This window comes from Robinsoniella sp. KNHs210 (assembly GCF_000686105.1).
GTDB classification, from domain to species: domain Bacteria; phylum Bacillota; class Clostridia; order Lachnospirales; family Lachnospiraceae; genus Robinsoniella; species Robinsoniella peoriensis.
In genome coordinates, this window is the sequence record NZ_JMLZ01000002.1 from 2894245 (window position 1) to 2915416 (window position 21172).

General features: G+C 40.2%; 12 protein-coding genes. 2 read left to right on the forward strand and 10 right to left on the reverse strand.

What is annotated here, in order from left to right; all coding sequences use genetic code 11:
* Positions 1–2: 2 nt before the first annotated feature.
* From CD03_RS0119700 to CD03_RS0119710, 3 genes are read right to left on the reverse strand one after another with little or no spacing between them, the layout of a single operon-like run.
* Complete coding sequence (locus CD03_RS0119700; RefSeq protein ID WP_027295099.1) at positions 3–842, reverse strand: carbohydrate ABC transporter permease; 840 nt, start codon at positions 840–842, stop codon at positions 3–5.
* Positions 843–844: 2 nt separating this feature from the next.
* Complete coding sequence (locus CD03_RS0119705; protein WP_242849129.1) at positions 845–1741, reverse strand: carbohydrate ABC transporter permease; 897 nt, start codon at positions 1739–1741, stop codon at positions 845–847.
* Between the two features lie 45 nt (positions 1742–1786).
* Complete coding sequence (locus CD03_RS0119710) at positions 1787–4150, reverse strand: ABC transporter substrate-binding protein (protein WP_027295101.1); 2364 nt, start codon at positions 4148–4150, stop codon at positions 1787–1789.
* Positions 4151–4453: 303 nt separating this feature from the next.
* On the opposite strand from CD03_RS0119710, the gene CD03_RS0119715 reads away from it, so the two are divergent.
* Positions 4454–5134, forward strand: coding sequence for a response regulator transcription factor (locus tag CD03_RS0119715; RefSeq protein ID WP_027295102.1), 681 nt, complete (start codon positions 4454–4456; stop codon positions 5132–5134).
* Entirely contained in the window at positions 5127–6419 is a 1293-nt protein-coding gene (locus tag CD03_RS0119720) for a sensor histidine kinase (protein WP_027295103.1), read from the forward strand. The genes CD03_RS0119715 and CD03_RS0119720 overlap by 8 nt, the downstream gene beginning before the upstream one ends.
* An 84-nt stretch (positions 6420–6503) precedes the next feature.
* On the opposite strand, the gene glnA is transcribed toward CD03_RS0119720, so the two are convergent.
* The 7 genes from glnA to CD03_RS0119760 all read right to left on the reverse strand — a co-directional run bounded on the left by glnA (position 6504) and on the right by CD03_RS0119760 (position 20941).
* Positions 6504–7934 (reverse strand): type I glutamate--ammonia ligase, encoded by a 1431-nt coding sequence (glnA, locus tag CD03_RS0119725; protein WP_027295104.1) that lies wholly within the window; start codon positions 7932–7934, stop codon positions 6504–6506.
* 83 nt (positions 7935–8017) lie between these two features.
* The gene (locus tag CD03_RS36795) at positions 8018–8362 is read right to left on the reverse strand and encodes a helix-turn-helix domain-containing protein (protein WP_063837253.1); all 345 of its coding nucleotides are present in this window, start codon (positions 8360–8362) and stop codon (positions 8018–8020) included.
* Positions 8363–8398: 36 nt separating this feature from the next.
* Entirely contained in the window at positions 8399–9988 is a 1590-nt protein-coding gene (locus tag CD03_RS0119735) for a hypothetical protein (protein ID WP_027295105.1), read from the reverse strand.
* Between the two features lie 366 nt (positions 9989–10354).
* Entirely contained in the window at positions 10355–18040 is a 7686-nt protein-coding gene (locus CD03_RS0119745; protein ID WP_027295106.1) for an endo-alpha-N-acetylgalactosaminidase family protein, read from the reverse strand.
* A gap of 284 nt (positions 18041–18324) precedes the next feature.
* Positions 18325–20064, reverse strand: coding sequence for a S8 family peptidase (locus CD03_RS0119750; protein WP_027295107.1), 1740 nt, complete (start codon positions 20062–20064; stop codon positions 18325–18327).
* Positions 20065–20150: 86 nt separating this feature from the next.
* Positions 20151–20762: a TasA family protein gene (locus tag CD03_RS0119755; protein ID WP_027295108.1), complete on the reverse strand. Its 612-nt coding sequence runs from the start codon at positions 20760–20762 to the stop codon at positions 20151–20153.
* Positions 20762–20941: a hypothetical protein gene (locus CD03_RS0119760; RefSeq protein ID WP_027295109.1), complete on the reverse strand. Its 180-nt coding sequence runs from the start codon at positions 20939–20941 to the stop codon at positions 20762–20764. The genes CD03_RS0119755 and CD03_RS0119760 overlap by 1 nt, the downstream gene beginning before the upstream one ends.
* Positions 20942–21172: the final 231 nt, after the last annotated feature.

A 21172-nucleotide genomic window follows, 5' to 3' on the forward strand; every position in this document is an offset into this window, starting at 1 on the left:
ACCTACTCCTTTACCGCCGCTGCTACGATTCCCTGTTCCAGATAATCCTGTCCTCCCATGAAGACCAGGATTGCAGGGATTAATGTTACAATTGAAGTTGTAAATGCAATCCCTGCCTGTTCCATTCCAATATTCGGCAGAAACAGTGAAAGTGGCCACAATGTCTTATCCTTTAAAAATGTAAGCGGCTGCTCAATAAGATTCCAATATTCCAGGAATCCCAGCACCATGGCTGAAATAATTCCTGCAGATCCCAGGGGCATTCCAAGCCATATAAATATTTGCAAATTTCCTGCTCCGTCTATTTTAGCTGATTCTATTACCGCATCCGGTACACTCTCAAAAAAGCGATACATGATAAATACAGGAAATGTGGAAAATACCATCGGCAGTATAATTCCAAGATGGGTATCTATCAAGTGCAATTTATCTAAAACCAGATAATTGGAAAGCATAAGTACCTGGAAAGGCATCATCATAAGAATTATATAGAGTGTAAATAATGCTTTTTTGAGAGGGAAGTGGAATTTCGCAAATCCCCATGCCGCAGGAACACCTATGAACAACTGACCAATTAGAATCATAACCACTAGTTTAACTGAATTCCAAAACATCTTGAAAAATTCCGGCGAATCAATTAATAATTCAACATACGACCGCATAGTTGGAGACATCGGAATCATTCTCCACATCACATACCCATCTGCTCCAGTTAGAACCGGTTCTAAATATTCTTTTAATTCCCCGGCACTCATAAATGATCCTGTCAGCAAAAAAATAATGGGGTAACATGCAATCAATGCCAGCATACATAGCACGACTATAACAATTTTTTTCTTCATTCTTACTCCTTAGAATCCCATGCTTTTTGCAGTAACATAATTAACAGGAATATAACCAGGGCATTTACTACCGCTGCTGCTGCCATCTTATCCAATGACAGATCTCTGAACCAATTATTTAAAAGATGCTGAAGAAGATACATGCTCTGATCCGGATAGTCGCCGGCTACCAGATATGCCTCCCTAAATACTTTAAACGAATTCAGAAATGATAATACTGCAATGGTAAAGAGGGAAGGAAGCAGATTCGGCACTGTAATTTTGCAAAAACATTTCCACTCCCCTGCACCATCTACTCTTGCAGCTTCATATATACTCTCTGAGATACCTGAAAGACCTGCAACCCATAGAACAATATCATATCCCAGGTTCTTCCATACATAACTAAACACAAGTATCCAAAATGAATGCTTAGAATTCATCCAATCTACTGTGGTACCCCCGATTGACTGGATAAAACCGTTTAATATTCCGTGATTATCAAACAATAACCTCCACAATAACACAATGGATGCCACCGGAATCGCCATCGGAATAAGGAAGCTGGTTTTCAGCAAGCTTCCAAACTTTTTCTGCCTATGTAAAAAGACTGCAATAACCAATGATAATATGATCAATATGGGAATACAAATTGCCACAAACCGAATTGTATTACCAGCAGCCAGACGGAAGGCGGGATTTGTGAAAATTGTCTTATAATTATTAATCCCTACCCATTCCCCGCTGATTGCTTCGGTAAACGACCTGCGTATAACATCCATAAATGGTATCAATACAAAGATGCTAACACCTATAAAACTCGGAAGTATAAAGAGTATGCCTGACCATTGATATTTAGTTTTAACTTTAACCTGCCTTCTGCCTTTACTTCTGTCTTTTATCTTCATTTTTACTCCCATAGGACACCGCTGCCGCTGATTTTCTTCTTTAAACTTTATTAACTATTATTCTGATAAGTATAGATTCACTTTCTGCATTACATTCTTTACTGCTTCTTCAATAGTTATCTGACCGCTAACACATTGTTCTGCCTGCTCTTTAATGTTATCCTTAATAACAGCATCTTCTACAGAAGGTGTTGTAAGTGAATCAATCATATCATTCAGGTATTTTATATCCTCTTTTGATGGCTGTTCAGTCTTATAATCTTTTTGCCGCCCATTGGCATCAATATACGGTATCTTTTCCGGCAAAACAACCGTTCCTTCTTTTATCCCTTCATCAAAAGCTTCTCTATTAACTGGTAAACCCCCACCCTGATTTATTTTCTGTGCCTCTTTCGAAAGTAAAAAGGATATAAATTTACCTGCCGTCTCCACATCAGAACTCTTATTACTGATTCCTACTGTTGACATGGGTACAAATGTGTTCGATGACTGTCCGTTCAGAAGCTTCACTGCCCCATCTTTCAATGCTCTGTTAGAAGATACCACCCGGGTATATTGTGTAAAATCACCTAACAGACCAATATTCATAAGATTTTTCTTCCCTATCAGATTTGCTATACCACCATCTATACCATTGAGCGAAGGCTTTACCCCATCTCCTGCTGCTGTCAATGCCGCTGCCGAATTCTCTGTTTTAGTTTCATGCGTATCACTACCATAGATTCGTTTTAACTTTGTAAAAAAATCTTGTACCGCTTCTTGGTTTAGCGTTCCATCTTCTTTTATCCATGCTGCTGAATTGCTTACATACAATTTTTCAAACAGTTCTTCAAAATCCAGATCTCCGAAAATTCCCATATCAGGGTTTTCTTTTTTTAGCTTCTCCATCTGATCCGTTAAACTAGTTAAATCATTGATATCATCTATATCCCCTTTGCTTCCCTGAATCAACGGCACCTTAAATCTTGTTGGAATCGCTTGAATTTTGTCTCCATTCAAATAGGTCTTTTTGATACTTTCAATAAAATCCCCTGAATTTTCCTCTTGCTTTAAAATCTCTGTAAGATCTTTCAGCAATCCCTTTTCCATGTAAGAATTAATGGGCATGCCATCCAGGATCAACACATCGGGACCTTTTCCTGCCATTATATTGGTATTTAATGTACGAAGGGCATCTGAATCTGTAACCGCATCATCCCCTGACCTTCCAATTTCCAACGTAACATAAATATCTGGATTTTTATTCTGAAAAAGTACAATTGCCTGGCGAATTTCTACATTATCTTCCAAACTGTATACTTGTACCCCTTTACTCGGGATTGTTGGAGTATCCTTAGAATATGTGTATTTGTAGAGCTTATAGGTATCAAATCCATCGGTCCCTGCTACCAGAAATGATCCATCTTCCAATGCAATAATGGAAACAAATGAAAACTTCGGATTCCCCATAGATGTTAAGGATCCATTGATTACCTGTTCTATCACATTTCCCCCTATTGAATAGGAGTACATTCCATCCTTACTGCCAAAGAATACAGATTTATCATCTTTCCCTTTTGCAAACAAAAATGGACTTCCCTCGATACTTAACATCTGCATTATATCCGATTCATCTTTACCCTTAAATATTTGATCATTAAGGGCTACCTCTTTTTCCATTTGCTCTCCTGTACTTAAGTTAAAAAGCTGTACTTCCTTATCCGTTGCTACAATTAGAACATCGCCTATAGCCTGATATGAAATAATATAATTTTCCTTTGCTACTACACTAAATTTCTTTGTGATTTCACCTGTTTTTGAATCAAATAAATGTATGGTATTCTCTTGATCTAAGCCTAACAACTTTCCACTATCCGTATAGGAAACTTCAACAATTCTATTGGCGTAAGAATCCGCCTGCATTTCCCCATTTTTTCCCTCCGTGGGGTTATTTTGCACACTTTGGGGTAAGTTTATGGGCAACTCACTTGTATTTCCATCCTTATCTATAATCCAATAATTTATTGGGACTTCTCCTGTTTCATTAATCTCCCCAATTAACACAACTGCAGACTCACCCGTCGCAGATACTGCTGATGCTATAATCCGTGAATCGCTTTTTACAATATCCCCCGTTAGATCTTTCACTTTTGTCCAAGTACTTCCGTTATCCTTTGAATCCCAAATACCCGGTTTATTTTTCTCATTATTTGCCAGAATCCTTACTCCACCGTCCGCTAATTTAGACATACTCATTATCTGGCTCAATCCTTCTGGAAGCTTCATTTCCTCTTCCTGATATCTCCCCATTGCAGATGTCTTGGTATCATTTGAACCATCTCCCGAATTGTCACTTTTCCCATTAACGCACCCAGTCAGTGTACTGATCACTACGGCACCTGCCATTGACAGCGCTAAAACTTTCTTTAATATTGTTTTCATATATCCTCCTGTTTTCTATATCAAAATATCCCTTACTTGATTTGATTTTTATTATAGCACCCGTTTCTCTAAGTTATCTCTAAAAATATACTTTTCAAAAAAACTATATTTTTAATAATTTTTTCAAAGTTATACTCTATTTAGCAGTTTTCTATGCTATAATTTTTAATAGAAGTATCATGTTTAGATCAACGACTAGGAATAGTTATCCCTAGCTTTAATTTTCTAATTTGATTTTTCATGATTGTAGCACTTCACAGACAATGCTAGTACAATAAAATAAACATTTGTAAAGGAGCTATTATGAGAATTTTAATTGTAGAAGATGATGTCAAATTATGCGAATCTCTAAAGATTCAGCTGGAGCAGGAGAATATCAGCGTCGATCTCTGCCATAATGGAGAAGACGGGTTACATCTTATTCGAGATAAGGCCCATGATATTATCCTTCTGGATCGTATGATGCCTCTGATGGACGGGCTTGAGGTTTTACGTCAAATGCGTGGCGAAAATATATCCACTCCGGTTATCCTTGTAACCGCACTTGGCGAATTAGATGATAAAATTGAAGGATTAGACTGCGGAGCTGATGATTATATCGTAAAGCCATTTGCATTTGGTGAACTTATGGCTAGAATCCGCTGTATTGTTCGGCGCCCTCAAAAATGGGAAAGCAGTGGTTTATTGAATTTTGGAGATATTTCATATGATGCTTCCCTGAAAAAATTAATAAAAACAGACTCCTCCTGTTCGCTTTCTAAACGTGAAGGGGATCTGCTGGAATTATTTCTCCGCAACCCGGGTCAGACCCTCCCCCGGCTTACCATATTGACTAAGGTCTGGGGACCGGATGCAGATGTGGAAGAGGGGAACCTTGATAACTACATACATTTTTTAAGAAGACGACTGAAGGGGGTGGGAAGCATCCTGAGGCTGAAAACAGTCCGTGGCGTAGGTTATTGCCTGGAGGAAACACATGTTTAAAAAATTGCACCTGCAGATGACATTCTTCTGCACTTTGATCACCGGCTTAATCCTGGTAACTATGACCACACTCTGCCTTTATATAGTAGAAAGTGGAATGAATGACCGGAGTTATACTTCTTTTCTGGATAACCTGAATACCATGTTGACTCATTTTGAAAGCCAGTCTACTATTTCACATCAATGGATTCTTCAAATGGAAGCGAATTATCATATTAAACTGAACATTCTGGATAATGATACTCCGCTTTTCTCTCAACAGCTGAATAGCGATCAGGAAGTATCCGTTATTTTTGAAGAGGCGGCTGAAAAAGCCAGAACAGACTATGACTTTAATGACGCCGGAATAAGTCCGGCAAATATTCTCTCCCGGCATGTGGAGTTCAAGATGAAAGGAAGCAATGGGCAGAATTATTATTCCTCTGTAGCATTAATACCAAAAGATAATGGTTATCTGAAGGTTACTGTTCTGTATCCCCTTGACAACCTGGAACATGATATTATGGTTCAAAGAGCTCTTTTTGCACTTCTTGACCTGCTTGCCATTGGAATGCTCACGATTTTCTCCTGGCATTTCACAAAACGAATGATTCAGCCAATCAAAGAAAGCAGAGAACGTCAGGTACAGTTTATAGCGGCAGCCTCCCACGAACTCCGTTCTCCTCTTACCGTAATATTAACCAGTTTATCCGCCATGAAAGTAGCAGATAAAAACCAGTCAGAACAGTTTGCTGATTCCATCCAATCCGAAGGGCAGCGGATGTCCCGTCTGATCGATGATATGCTGACACTGGCAAATGCCGATAACCGAACCTGGAGCATCCATCCTTCAGATATTGAACTGGATACATTGCTCTTGCAGACCTATGAAAAATATGAACGGATTGCCCGGGATAGAGGTCTTGTTCTGGATGTTGACCTCCCCGAAGATATACCACCCACATATCCATGTGACGGGGAAAGAGTAGCCCAGGTACTTTCCATCCTCATTGACAATGCCATGAGCTATACCCCAAAAGGCGGCAGGATAAAACTTGGACTAAAGACAGAAGCTTCCCGCATACAGCTCTATGTAGCCGATAATGGACCCGGTGTTCCGGATGAATCCAAAAAATCTATTTTTGACCGGTTCTATCGGGTTGACAAAGCCCATAAGGATAAAGCCCATTTTGGACTGGGACTTTGTATCGCAAAAGAAATTGTAAAATTGCACAGAGGGAAAATAGCAGTGGAAGATACTCCGGGAGGCGGAGCAACCTTTATTGTAACTCTGCCACAGACTTAATTAACATAAAACTACTTTTTAAATGTAGAAGAAGATGAGAATAAGATATCCTCATCTTCTTATTACAAATATCTTTGGAACTGTCTACAAATCATAGTATCTCTGGAATTCAGCCGGATGAGGAATCTGGCTAATATCTTTACTTTCTCCTCTTTTCCGTTCAATCCAGATTTGAATCAGACGTTCCGGAAACACACCGGATTTTGTCAGATAAGCATTGTCTTTTTCTAATGCATCAAGTGCTTCATCCAGATTTTTGGGCAACGACTGAATCTTTGCCTGCTGTTCTTTATCCAGATCGTACAGATTAAAATCATAGGGACCCCAGCCATTTTCGGTTGGATCAATTTGATTTTCAACCCCATCCAATCCAGCCATTAATATAGCTGCATATGCATAATAAGGATTCGCTGCAGCGTCCGGGCAGCGAAGTTCAAAACGTTTTGTATTCGGTGATTTTGCATATGCCGGAATACGAACTACCGCACTTCTGTTGGAAGTAGCATAACCGATCGTTACGGGTGCTTCATAGCCTGGTACCAGACGTTTAAAAGAGTTGGTGGAAGGATTGGTCCAGGCACAAAGAGATGCCGCATGCTTTAATAATCCTCCTATAAAATAATGTGCCGTTTTACTGAATCCGGAATATCCGTTTTCGTCATAGAATACAGGTGCGCCATCTTTTTGCAGCAGCATATGTACATGCATTCCATTTCCGGCTTCCCGGTATACCGGCTTTGGCATAAAGGTTACCGTCTTTCCTTCCGACACTGCTGCATTCTTAACCACATATTTTGCAATCATGGTTTTATCAGCCATATCCACCATCTCTCCCAGTTCCACTTCTATTTCCATTTGACCGGAACCGCCCACTTCATGATGGTGATACTTCACTTTTACTCCCCAATCTTCCAGAAGCATACACATTTTACTGCGGAGGTTATAATTTATATCATTGGGTGCCGAAATATGATAACCGCCCTTTTTCGGTACCTGATAACCATTGTTAAACCCATCATCTATGCCGCTGTTCCACTGCGCCTGTCTGGTATCCACCGAATAAAATGATTCCTCCGGTGATACAGCGAACCGCACATCCTCAAAAATATGAAACTCAAATTCCGGACCGATGATCATCTTATCTGCAATCCCTGTCTGTTTCATATACTCTGCGGCACGAAGGCTTACGTTTCTTGGATATTGATCAAATGGAGTATTTTCCTCTTTGCCGATTACACATACATCCCCTGTCATTGATAATGTCGGAATGGTAACAAAGGGATCTACAACTGCGGTTGCAGGATCCGGAATAAAAACCATATCACTTTTTTCAATGGGGGCATAACCATAATTAGACCCGTCAAAACCTATTCCATATTCAAATATCTTCTCGTCAAATCTCTCTGCCGGAATGGTGATGTGCCGCCATCTTCCATCCAGATCAGTCATTTTAAAATCAATCATCCTGATACCGTTGTCCGTACATAACTGCTTTACCTTTTCACTTTTACCCATGCTATCCTCCAATTTACATTTTATAGCTGACTCATGAATCAATTTTAGCATAGGATATATAAGAATTCTATAGTGAAATACAATTATTGGCCGGTACCACTATAGTCCCGATAAAGGATAAACATATATTTTATTACTCTTTTATATAAGATATCTGTAAGATCATCTCTATTTTTTCTACTTTGCTCTGCTTCCTCACGATTACGTTCAATCAGTATATCGTTCATTGATACCCCCAAAAGTATACTAAGGGCAAACAAATTATCCACATTTGGCAGCGTCATTCCACAAAACCAGCGGTATATGGTCTGGGGACACGCAAATCCCATATATTCCTGCAATTCTTTTACAGAAATATTTTTTCCTTCGCATAAACATTTTATATTCTCCCCTGTTTTTGGCATGTCTATAACCGGATAAATTACCACCTTAACCCCCTTCTTTATATGTATACTGAAACACAGTTAATAATAATGATCCAACAATTCCTCATTGGATATCAACGCATAATAGATTTGGTAACTCTCATCATTTACCACCTTCACTCTGAAAAACGGGTAGTATTTCTTCATATATTGGTCATCCAGAATGTGGTTAAAGATCTGGTTCCAGAATCTTTTACTTAATAAGAACTGTACATTATTTGATATAAGCATCCTGCACCGTTCCCTTACATTCAGAGGTAAAAACTGTTTGTCATATTCATCTTTACTGACCTTTTTCATAAACTTAATCAGCTTTTGCACACACCGCTCCAGCTGAGGCTCCATGGTATCTCCTTCCTCATACTGCATAAGATCTTCAAAATCCACAATATCGTAAACCTCATTTTCTTTATCTTCCTCCTCCAGCATTTTTCCCATTTTAAGCATAATTTCATTATTATCATAAAACAGGCTCTGAAAGCTTTCCTGCTCTTCTTCATTTTCTTTTCGAAACTGCTCTACAATCTTTTTCACATCACATTCATCCTTGAAGTTTTTTTCCAGAACTGTCATCATATCATCGTAGGAAAGATATGCACTGACATTTTCATTTACTGCACCGGACATTAATGCAAAAACCTTGGACATCTGGTCTTTAATTGTCTCAATTTCTTCACTGTCCGGCCTGTCCTGAATATGTTCCGTGTAATCATAAGTGTTCTTCTCTTTTACATATAACTTTGACTTAACAACACGCCGGATGATGCTTTCTGCCGTAAGGGCTTTTGTTGATTTATGCTTTTCTTTTACCAGCTTACAGAACATCTCCAGATCAAATCCCATGGCGAAATACTTCTTCATTTCATGAATAAATCCTATCTGATCCGGGGCAAATCCATTAAAAGACTTTTGAAAATAAGTTTTAATAGTATCTTCGTTAAAATGCTCACGTATAAAATCCCCCATTTTCTCATCTTTCTTCTCCATAGCCAGTGTCAAAAATGCATCTAATCTTTCATCTTCATCCAGACTCATTTTCAAAACCCGCTTATAAAGCTGAAGCATACAAGCTCTGTCCGTTAATTCAATCGGTATTTCCAGATACTGGTTGGCCCAGCGAATGGCACGCTTACACTGTCCCAGTGATATATCTCCATATACAACAGCCGCTCCCGGCAGCCTCGCCTCTACCAGACAGCCTACCGCCAGTAAATATAAGTGATATGGTTCTCCCTGGGTTTTTGCACCCCATAAACTTTGAATATCGGGAATCCGTTTATCATCATCTTCTATACAAGCCTTAGCAGATAAAATTGACCAGAACACGTCCTGATCAAGCTGATCCCGGATACCTCCCCCATAACTTTTCAGCTCTTTCGGAAAACGGAAAGACTCGCCCCTCTTTTTGCTCACAAGATCGCCGCTGGTAAACCAGCCCGAATGTCCATATTGATTTGTAATCTCCCGTGTTTTGACATAAAATGAAAATGTCTGCCCGTATTTCTTTGCGGATACACGGTTTAAGAAAGGATAGTTCTTAATCAGAACCAGACTTTCTTTGTATACTTTTTCCCACTCCTCTTTTGCAATTTTTTCTGGAACTACGTCCAGTGAAATATGAATCCCCATAGTCTTCCTCCTCTTTTATGCGTATAATCGTTTTCTATTTCATGATAGACTATCTGAAAGAGGAAGTCATTGAAGTACAAATTCAAAAAAAGAAGGGATCTGGTATTTTTCATATCTTATGTATCTTTTTTTATTTTTATTTTTTCAAATTTTATTTTGAGTGATTTATTCTTTTAGGATACTATAAAGTTAATAAAAAAGCAAATTGTATTAGCAGATCAACAAATTTTTATAAAAAGAAGGCAGCTGCCCCGGTTATATTTAACCGGAAACAGCTGCCTTCTTATTTTAAATCAATCCATTTTAAAATGTCCAGCCTAATATTACTATCATATTGCTTTACATTTCTAAACTTTAATTTACTGTTTACTTTACAATCTTAAGCTTAACATAATCATTTTTATTATTGTAAGTTTTGACCGTAATCTTAACCCTTCCTTTTTTCAGTGCTTTTACTTTTCCACTTGCACTAACCGTTGCAACTTTAGGGTTGCTGGAGGTATAGGTTACTTTTCCTGCACTTCCCTTTGAAAGCTTCGCCTTCAGTTGCATGGTCTTGTTTACTTTTAAACTGTCTGATTTCGCTACAAGCTTAACACTTTTTGGCTTTTTCTTTACGGTAATTTTACAGTATGCACTTTTTTTGTTTGCTGTTTTTACTGTAATTTTAGCCGTACCAGGTTTCTTAGCCGTAATTTTGCCTTTTTTGTCTACTGTTACAATCTTTTTATTGCTGCTGCTCCATTTAAGGGTTCCGGCGCTGACACCGGATGGTTTCAGCTTCACAGTTAACTTAAATTTCTCTTTTTCTCCAAGCGTCTTTTTCTTCACATTTAATTTAACTGATGTAATGCTCTTTTTCACTAAACCTTTTACTGCCTGATTCAGTTTGTTATAAAGTGCGTCTACTGTTTTCTGGTCTGCATTCGCATTTGCCATTACCGCATCAATCTGTGAGAACAGATCTTTTACAGCTTTTACTGTTTTGTCTGTGTACTTACTGAATGAAATTGCCTTCGCACTTTGATAAGCGCTGTTTAACTTCGTCTTATCTGCACGTTTTACCAGCTGGCTTTCTGCCGCTTTTGCCTGTACAAGTAAGTCTGAACCTTCTTTTTCAGATACATTTGAGGTATCTGCCAATACCGTTTCAATTCTAGCCAGTACCTGCTTCATAGCGGCAAAACTGTTAGAAGTATAAGCAGCATCTTTTCCGTTATAAGTATTGTAGATGGTCCTCAGACTATCGATTACATTCTTTTGTACTACTTTCACAAGTGAATTCTGTGCAGCTGTCATTCTGCCAACGGCTGCGTCCAGTTTTGCCTGTGTCAGGTCTGTACTGTTGGCAATTAAGTTCTCTACTTCCTTGATTGCATTTTGTAAAGTTGTAAAGGAGTCTTTTGTGTAATTACCCTGTACCACTTTCTTAGCTTCTGTCAATGCTTTCTGGGCTTCTACGATTTTAACAAGTCCGTTGATTGCATCATTCAGGTTCTTTGTTGCAGCATCTACTGCTTCCTGATCTTTTCGGTCTACATTCTTTGCATTTTCCAGAGCTGATGCCAGTCTTGCATAGCTGTTTGCCGTGTACTCACCCGGATTAACGGCTTCTGCCTTTTTAATCAATTTGTCCAGATCACCGTAATTTACAAGATCTGCTGCTGCTTTATCTAAAGCATCATAAGCTTCTTTCAGCGCTGCAGCCGTTGACTCCTGGCTGCCTAATGCTTCTTGGGCTGCATCCAGTGCTTCTTTGAATACTTTCCAGGACTGTGCTGTATATTCTTCTTCCTTTAAATCCTTATTTGCATCATACAATTGCTGTAACTTGTTTTTCATTTCTTCATAATTGTATTTGACGCCTACATTATCTAATATCAACGCATATGCAGATGTTGGATTGGAATCTGTTGGTTTTAAAATTGCCTTTTCATAGAAGTAAATCTGATAATCCTCAGCATCTCCCGTAGTGAACGTACCTTTAAATGTTGATTTTGTTTTCTTATCTCCGGTAGTTGGGGTATGGCTCAGTTTCACTTCTGTGGCATTTCCATGGTCTTTGAATCCCAGCTTTCCATTATCTCCCTGGCTTACCGGTTTTACATAGACTACATAATCACAGCCATCCTCTAATGTATAATCAAAGGTTAAATCATAAGAAGTGTTCGGCTGGAGTTTTAAGCCGCTTTCATTTGTAACTACATATCTGCCCACTTCATTTTCGTTGAGCTTTAAGGAGTTTTCTCCATCTAAAACCCAGGTCATTACAGGTCCTACTTTGTCTTCGCCAGGCTTTACAATTTCGTTATTATCATTTGCATTGCTTCTGTCGGATGCGATATGAATTTTTCTGGATCCGCCGCCATATTCTAACGGTCCCCAGCCTTCATAGGTGTTTTCAAAGTCTTCATAGAGTACATAATCTGAATTGTTTACATCATTTTCTGTTGTTGTATGCTGCCATACTTTTACGTCATCAAAGTTAACCACTCCATCGCCTTTTTCTGCGGTCAGCTTAATCTGTGCTGTGGTTACTCCTTCCGGAACGGTAAACTCAACATCCATTCTCTGCCATCTGGTTCCCACATATTTGAAGGAAGAGCGGTGCACTCCGTCTTTACCGGTAACAAAGTTGGTATAAGACTGATCTCCAATTGTCACTTCAATAGAAGCTTTACGTCCGTTCTGGGTTTCTGTCCAGACACCTACGGTGTAGTCCTGTCCCGGTTTCAGATCTGTCATTTCCTGGGCCAGCGTTCCGCCCTCTGTCTTAAACTGTGCATAGCGGTCCCAGCGGTTTTCGCTCATTTCTTTGGAAATGTCATAATTTACTTTTCCCGGTACAACCTCAATGGATGCATCTCCGGTTTTTTCCCATACGCCGCCTTCATCTGCAAATTTTTCTGCATTAAATGCAAAATCCTTTACAGGGCTTCCTTCGCCCCAGTCTCCTGCTGCTTTCAGTACCTGAGTGCTTGTGGAAGGATATAATACATATGGTGTGTTTTTCTTGCTGTTGATGGTGATTGTGCCACCGTCATTAGCGATTGTTCCAATTTTCACTTTTCCCTGCTGTGTGGTCTCATATAAGTCAAAGGATGGAACATTCTTAAATTCATCTGTCAGTTCCCAGGTAGTCGAATTGCCTGTTGTATTCCAATGATACAACTTTGCGCCTCCGTTAATGTCTAGCTTATCGCCTGTTTTGATATCCCAGCTCCACGGAATCAGGGAATTTGCCTCTCCTGCATGACGTTCTCCTTCATCCGTTGTGGTTCCAGTGTCGGCCCAGGAAGAGATTAACTTTCCGTCCTGACGCAATTCCACCATCTTTGTTTCTTTATTTCTTGTGGAGGTAACATTTCCTTCAAATGTAATTTGGTCTGTTTCTGATTTTAAAACACCAAAATGCTGCATGAATTTTGTTGGCAGTACTTCGTTGTAGAACACGGTCACACCCTGCTGTACATCGGTCTTAGAATCTCCCCAGGTGGTTACAACCGGAATTTTCTGTCCTTTGAATAAGGCGTTTCCAACAAAAATGTCCAAATCATTTTTTACCATTCTGTAAAGAACGCTCTTGTTTCCTTTGTTCGGATATCCCAGGTCGGTACCCCAATGTGTAAAGGTAACGCCAGGCTCAATTGGTCCTGAGAACTCCGTACCTACTTTAACGCCAAGGTCATTGATATAATCAACTAATTTGTAAGCATTATAATCATTACCTGTATATACATCAATATAGTAGAAATCAAGTCCCTTATCTCCAACCTTTGTCAAATCATAAAGGTCTTTGAACCGTTTCTGAAGCTGTCCTGTTAAAACATCTTTTGTCTGGTCTACGTAGTATGCAGTATCAATCCAGTCCCAGCCTTTTGCAAGCCTGTCACTCTGATATCCTGCTGCTGTAGCACCGCTTAAGTTCGGATAATATAATTCATTTGCATCCAAGTGATATTCGGTGGCATTGAGATGCACACCTATGCTCATGTTATATTTATCGCCTTCGCCGATGAGAGTTTTAAAGTCTTCAACCCCACCCTGTCTTACACCGACGTTGGAATAGGAAGGAATATCATCATCATGGCCTTCTGCCTGATACCCTTTATGAAGTACCATCTGCCCGAATCCATCCATGTAATTGTACAATACCTTACCTGTTTCTAAGGAATTGAGGAATGGGTCGTTTGCCTGGCTTGCAAAGTTAAATGCAATGTACATCATATTGTTTGCCATGTCTTTGGCACCAAATGCTTCTTCCAGGATATATTTCCGATGTGCTACTGCTGCATCCTGCCAGTCAACATTTTCATCTGCATTAGCATCTTCTGTAATGACAATTTTTGCCCAGGGCAATTCTTCTTTATCGGTGGTGTCGCTATAACGGTAAGTCCATTCTCCATTTCGTATCTGAGCCTTTTTTACCAGGGATTTTACGGATTTTTCCATTACCACTTTATTTCCGCCGGACATTACGTTGTTTTCGATGGAAGCAGCCAGACCATTTCCACTGATCATTGCCATGGTAGTTCCTTCCGCACCGCTCTTTTCCATTTGTGACATATCATCCGCTAATTCTTCGGATACACCATGCCATTGGCCATTTGATTTTGTCCAGGCATAAGATGCGCCTTCCATCTTGTCATCTGCATAAGCCCAGGTGCTTTCGCCCAGTGAAAATGTTTTCACTTTAAAGCTGCCGTTTTCTGCAATATCTGTAATTTTAAATTCTACCACATGATTTTCTGCTACAGAAAGTGTTGCTTTCATCGTTACACCTTTATCTGCAAATTCCATTACGTACTCGTAGGTACTGTCATCTTTCTTTGTTCCGGTTACAGCCGGTGATACTTTTTCTCCGTTCAGCACTACGGTTCCCAGCTGATCTTCCTGACCTCTCATAGTCTTTTCATTCAGCTTATAGGAAAGGATACGCGGGAATGACTGATCAATCATAGCTGTCAGTCCGTCTTTTTGAATCTCAACTGTTTTCTCATTTGCAGAGAATAACGGAAGAGAAGCTTCCTCTATCATTTCAAAATTATCAAATGTCAGTTCTTTACTTCCATACCAGGACTTTATGCCAAAGAGTCCGGGTGTATTTTTCATAGATTCCATGGTAACGGAACCCATATCTGTGACAAGCCCATCTTTGTCCGTAAATTTCAGCTGTACGGTGTTCCCAATCAGGTCAATTGCTACCTTATAAGTCTCACCTGCTTTTAATGAAAATGTCTTGCCAAATCCCTTGGTACTGTCATCTACATTTACACGCCAGTTTCCATTGATATCAACCTCTACCGACAATCCTTGGGTAAAGTCGGTGTCGCGGAAAACGAAACCATAACGTCCGCCCTGCATGTCATCCCCAACGCTAGGTGTGAAATCAAATGTGGTATGCACATCCTTCATTGGAATCGAATCTTTATTTAAGAATCTGGTTACGCCCGGTACTTTTATTGTCAGCGTGCCTGCTTCCGTATTATGTATCGCATTATTACTGTTATCAAGAGGTTTGCTGGATTCCCAGTTAGGATTATATAATTCCCCAAAGGTTTCTTCATATACGCTTAATTCCTCTGCTCCCATTGCATCGATTTTTACATTCATTTTCTCTGCATTTGGATTGTAGATACCGAATCCGCCCTGTGTCTTATCATAAGAAACTTCATTTGCGGTTCCAACAGTCTGGTTATTCACTTTTAATGTTAGATTTCCCTTTACTATTTCCACTCTGAGAATATAATCTGCATCAGCCGCAATTGCTTTACTGATTCCCAGCGGTGTGATTTCTGATCCATTATCCAAAACCCATTCCGTTGCAGAAGTATTGTAAACTTTTAAATTTCCAATCTGAATACCGCTCTTCAGCTGGTCTGCCTGCATTTTCACCTGGAATACACCATGTTCCGGCATACTGATATCACTGTTAACAGCCGCCGCATTCCCTGCAACTGCACCTTCCAGATAGCCATTTTTAATCTGGGGTGTTTCGAATTCTTCCCAGTTTACCGCTGCAATTGTATCATAGTATTCTTCATAATAAACTTTATCCAGCGGAGCTGTTGAGATATCCTCGAACTTTTCCGTGTAAAGCAGATCATCCAGATAAATCTTACCGGTTCCTGTTATTCCGGGATATCCCATTCCAATAGAAACTCCTGCCGGTATCTCAGCAGCAGATTTTTTTCCATTGATGCTGAGTGTTACTTTGTCTCCGGTAAATGAAACTGCGAGATCGTTCCAGGCCTTTAACTTTGGTGATTCTGCTTCGCCTGTAAATGGATACGTCTGATTTTCTAAGACAAACTCCCATTTATTTACATTATACTGCACAATTCCAGTGCCGATCTTAAGACCAAGATCTGCATGTTCTGTCTTTACTTTTGCCCCATAGGTTCCCTGTGATAATTTTACGGCATCTGTTAATTCAGCCATGCCGCTGACATTTGTTAAACTCAGAACCTTATTGGATCCTTCCTTTACAATTGCAGGTGATCCCTGGCTCCAGGTTCCTGTGATGCCATCCTGGAAATCATTTTCATATTTCACGATAGCTTCCGGCTCAATTATTTTATTGGTGTAGATAACATCATCAATTAATACGGCAGTACTTCCCCAGGTACGGATACCGAACTGACCTGCCACACCATTTTTTAATACATCCAGTGTAAAGGTTCCTACCGGCTCTTTGTTTAAATAAACGGTGATCGATCCTTCCTGGAAATTAATGATTAAATCATTCCAGGTTCCGTTCACTGGTTTTTGCATATCGATGGAAGGATAACCAGACTGATTCTCTACAACCCATTGTCCCCCGTCCCAGTTTAACTCACGGAACTTATTGTCCTTAGCGCCAAAACGGAATCCAAACTGCTTCGGTGTGCTGTTCGCAGGTGCAACTGCTTTGTAACGAAGTGATAAGGTTCCCTCTTTGATATCCGGTGAATCCAGATCTACCACTCTTGCTTTACCGGCTGCAATTTTCAATACTCTGTTTCCGGTATCTGTTGTTTCGATTGATGCAGCATTATTACTCCAGTTTGGTGTATATTCCGGATCTTCATAATCCTGAACATATTCCACAACGTTGGATGGCTTGTCCTTTGTTCCTACACCTTCTACCTTAAAATCGCTGATAGATACTGTTGCAGGTACGTTAAACCATTTAAATATTCCTATCTGTCCTCTTTGATTAATAAGCTCCTCTGTCAACACATTCGGAACTGATTCATTAAAGATAACAGCATCATCTAAAGCAATGATTATCTTGTCACCATAGAAACCTATCCGAAGTCTGTATTCCGTATTTTGCTCTAAAACAGGTCCTGAAAATGTTTTCCATTTTCCGCCTTCATTCTGGCTCTGAATATTCCAGGTGCCTTCAACATCATATCTTACGGAAATACCATTTGAATCATCATTTGCCTTAATTAAAAAGCCAATTCTTTCACCCTCAGACTGATATTTAAAAACGGCGGAAATAACACCGGAGGTAAGATATGGTGTATTATCCCAGGTCGCTGCAAATTCATTGCCTGTAAGAGATTCAATTTTCATAGTCAGCCCGTTATCTACGGTCGCTGTTCCTTTACCGGATTTATAAGTAAATGGTTCCGGCTGATTAGACTGATAGTTATTACCATAAGTGACTTTTTCCTGTCCTGCAGGCATTGCTGCATACATCTCGTCCAACAGGCCGGCAAATGCTTCATCTGCACTTACTTCCCCTTCTGCCACAGTTGCAGCATTCTTTTCCTGCAATTCACTCTCTGTCTCCGCTGCCTCAGTTGCAGCCTCTTCCCGATCGGCGCCATCTATTTCGCTTGTTGATTCCGTCTCCTCTATATCCGGTATCTCACTTTGCAACTCTGTTTCCTTTACAACCTCTGTTTCTGTTGGTATCTCCATGACCTCAGACCCATTCTCCTGCAGTTCTGCCGCATGCACAACCCCAGATGAGAAAAGACCTTCAGCACTGGAACATACCAGACATAATGATAATGTAAAGCTGATTATTCTGGCTGCCAGATTCCTCTTATTCCTCATAACTCTTTTTTCCTCCTGCTTATTATTACAGAATCTTAGAGCGTGTTTGATCATAGCTTTCGGACACGTTCCAGACTGTTACCCACAGAATAAATTATATACTAAATTTTAGCAATATCTTCTATGCAAATAAGCAATATTCCACAAAAAAAGCACTCGATTACACAAGTGCGGCTTAAATTTCACTCTCATTTTCCACTTTAGGTTATACTATTTTATATCTTTTGTATATTGCATTTTCATCATTGTGTATTGTCAAGTTAAAATGCACATAAAATTCATTTTTAACCCGGAAAGCTGTCTTTTACACAGAGCGTTCCATATCCCAGCGTGGGATTTGGATAAACCCTTTCTACATTTAAAGGCCTCGCCCCCCGGATCAGATATGCTTTGACTTTCTCTCCATATAAATAAGGATCATTCCCCATTACAATCCCCCACTGCATTAACATCGCCGCTGCCCCTGTAACAAACGGTGTTGCAAAAGAAGTCCCGGAAACAGTGGTATATCCCCCTCCAGGCGTGGCAGTTGTAATATCAACACCGGGAGCTGACACATCCGGTTTGACCTGGCTGCTATCCCGGTTATATCCTCTTCCCGAGAAAGGTGCATAAGTTAAAAGTCTGGAATCATAGGCACCTACTGCAATAACTTTCCTGGCAGTTGAGGGAATAGTTAACGTGGTTTCAACCGTGGGCTGATAAAATCTCGTGCCGATTCCTACCGCTGCTGATGCCGGTAGCCAGACATCATAACGCCCTTCTACAATTCTCTTTGGAGTAAATATTAACCGCCAGATACCGCTGTCAATATAAGTATCCCGGGGAATAAAATCTATGTAGATCTCCTGGGACGTGCTATAAGGGCTGGGTTCGCCATAATAGACCAAAAGCTCTGTCTCCCCTGCAATATAACGTTGTGGTCCCAGTACTTCCTGTAATGGTCCTACAACCTGCCCGGATGGATGCACGATAGTAATCTCAAATTCATCCACATAAGACTTCCAAATCTGCAGATTTATACTCAATTCATTATTTACTATCCCCAGCTGTATTTCTACAGGCACATTGTTTTTCAGTATCCCGGAAGTGTGTCCTCCGGTACTCCCCTCATTCCCCGTCCCCACCGATATTGTAGATTTCCACAGATTCGAAATGTCATCGATATATGTCTCCAAAAGTCCGCTTCCATCATGTGAACCATAAACGGTTCCAAAACTTAAATTAATGGCAACGGGCTTCTGATATTCAATAGACTTCCTAATTACATAATCCAGCGCCTGCATCAGCTCTGTTGTCCTTGGAAATGAATTCGGGCGTGCCAGACCCAGTTTGACTACAATAATATCACTTGCATAGGCAACACCTCTGTATCTGCCGTTAGATGCCCTTCCATTACCTGCTGCGATTCCAAGTACCTGCGTACCGTGACCGCTTAAGTCCCTGGATGGCACAGCCTGTGCAGACCTTTCCCCTTCTGCCTCAGGGTTCAGCGCAGCGTTGATCTGTGCCTGGTCAAACTCAGTCCCGATTTTATATCCTTTTGGCGGATTCCCCGGCAGCGTCTGATCCCAGATATTTAATATGCGGGTACTTCCATTGGGATTTCGAAAATCAGGATGTGTATAATCCACCCCCGAGTCAATAACTGCAACAATAATGCCCTCCCCATTTAAATTAAAAGCCGGTGTCTGAAGCACATTCATGCAGGATGCTGCCCTCCCCTGATTAACCGAGAAAAACAGCCGCTTCGGCTTTTCAATAAATTCAACCTCTGGCTGTGCCGCCAGGTAAGCAATTTTAGATTCCGGTAATGTTATGATTGCGTATTCATTGATTAATTCCACTACCTGAATGTCTTCACTCTCAAGCCTTGAGATATCCCCTGAGTACTTTACGATAATTTCCCACTTCTGGTCCACCGGATCATACCCCACATCTAACGTCAGTGATTTTTCCCGTTCTTCCGGAGTGGCATCCAGCGCCAGATTCAGAAGATTTTCTATTTTTTGGTCAGTTGCCATAGCGTATTCTCATCCTTATTCTGCAATTAAGGACGGAAGATTAAACAATCTTCCGTCCTTAATAAATATTAATACATTATATGATTTTATTTGGCCTGATATTCTATAATTTCATCCGGGCTGCTAACCGGCCATGGTGCGTCTTTTCCAAAATCCGGTGTTACATTCCTTGCCTGAATTGCTTCTACATTAAAGACAATCTCTATCTTCGCGGAATTAAAAGCATTTGTCCATGATGTAGGAATTTGCATTGTATAGATATTGCCTTCGCTTCCCAGCTCTTTCAACAGCGGAACCTTATCATTTCCAGATACAATGTTCTTATAATAAATGTAATCACCTTTCAGTACCCAATTTTCATTTAAAACCGACCCAAAATCAGAAGATCCATCTTGATTAAACAAAGGATAATCCACCTCATTTACGGTTACCTTTGGCGCTGCAATACGGATATAGGAATCCTGGCTTTCAGCTGCCAGATTAATTGTGGGATCTTTCCAAATTGGATCACCCGGCAATAATGCCTGATAATTCTCTTCTTTATAGTTTGGTTCATCAATCTCTACACTTACAAAACCAACTGCCAGTTTATTATTCGCTGTATCTTTATCCGTGAACCACGCTAATGTAGCTCCTACGGTTACAAGACCTATAAGTGCAGCTGTCGTAACCAACAGCGCTATTTTTTTCTTAACCATTACTCTTCCTCCTCTACACCTATGGCAGAATCCATCAAACGGATTAATTCTAAAGCACTACGAAATGGCTGTATTCTTTTTTCTTCCACCCAGTTTACCGTTCCCTGCCATGTCTGATTTTTTCTGCTTTTTACTGTAACAATAAACGTCTTTTCTTCGTTTTTATTTGAACCACCCATACGTCACGAATCCATTCCTTTCTTCCGTTGAGCCATCAGGCTGATTTTCCCGCTGATATAATAAGCTGCTGAAGTTTGTTATTTTATAAACTTCAAGCGTGTTTTCACACTGCCCGTATGCGGCTGACTGCTCCACCTTGCGGGAGGGCAGTGCAAAATTGGCGGCGTAGTGGGGATACGTTCTTAATTTGCACGGCTGCACCCTGATTAGCGGAGCTATCAGATCAGGCG

Excerpts from the sequence above, each read along its gene's own strand:
- CD03_RS0119705 (WP_242849129.1), bottom strand. The coding sequence starts at position 1,741 with ATGGGAGTAAAAATGAAGATAAAAGACAGAAGTAAAGGCAGAAGGCAG.
- CD03_RS0119745 (WP_027295106.1), bottom strand. The coding sequence starts at position 18,040 with ATGAGGAATAAGAGGAATCTGGCAGCCAGAATAATCAGCTTTACATTA.
- CD03_RS0119755 (WP_027295108.1), bottom strand. The coding sequence starts at position 20,762 with ATGGTTAAGAAAAAAATAGCGCTGTTGGTTACGACAGCTGCACTTATA.
- CD03_RS0119700 (WP_027295099.1), bottom strand. The coding sequence starts at position 842 with ATGAAGAAAAAAATTGTTATAGTCGTGCTATGTATGCTGGCATTGATT.
- CD03_RS0119710 (WP_027295101.1), bottom strand. The coding sequence starts at position 4,150 with ATGAAAACAATATTAAAGAAAGTTTTAGCGCTGTCAATGGCAGGTGCC.
- CD03_RS0119735 (WP_027295105.1), bottom strand. The coding sequence starts at position 9,988 with ATGGGGATTCATATTTCACTGGACGTAGTTCCAGAAAAAATTGCAAAA.
- CD03_RS0119715 (WP_027295102.1), top strand. The coding sequence starts at position 4,454 with ATGAGAATTTTAATTGTAGAAGATGATGTCAAATTATGCGAATCTCTA.
- CD03_RS0119720 (WP_027295103.1), top strand. The coding sequence starts at position 5,127 with ATGTTTAAAAAATTGCACCTGCAGATGACATTCTTCTGCACTTTGATC.
- glnA (WP_027295104.1), bottom strand. The coding sequence starts at position 7,934 with ATGGGTAAAAGTGAAAAGGTAAAGCAGTTATGTACGGACAACGGTATC.
- CD03_RS0119760 (WP_027295109.1), bottom strand. The coding sequence starts at position 20,941 with ATGGGTGGTTCAAATAAAAACGAAGAAAAGACGTTTATTGTTACAGTA.
- CD03_RS0119750 (WP_027295107.1), bottom strand. The coding sequence starts at position 20,064 with ATGGCAACTGACCAAAAAATAGAAAATCTTCTGAATCTGGCGCTGGAT.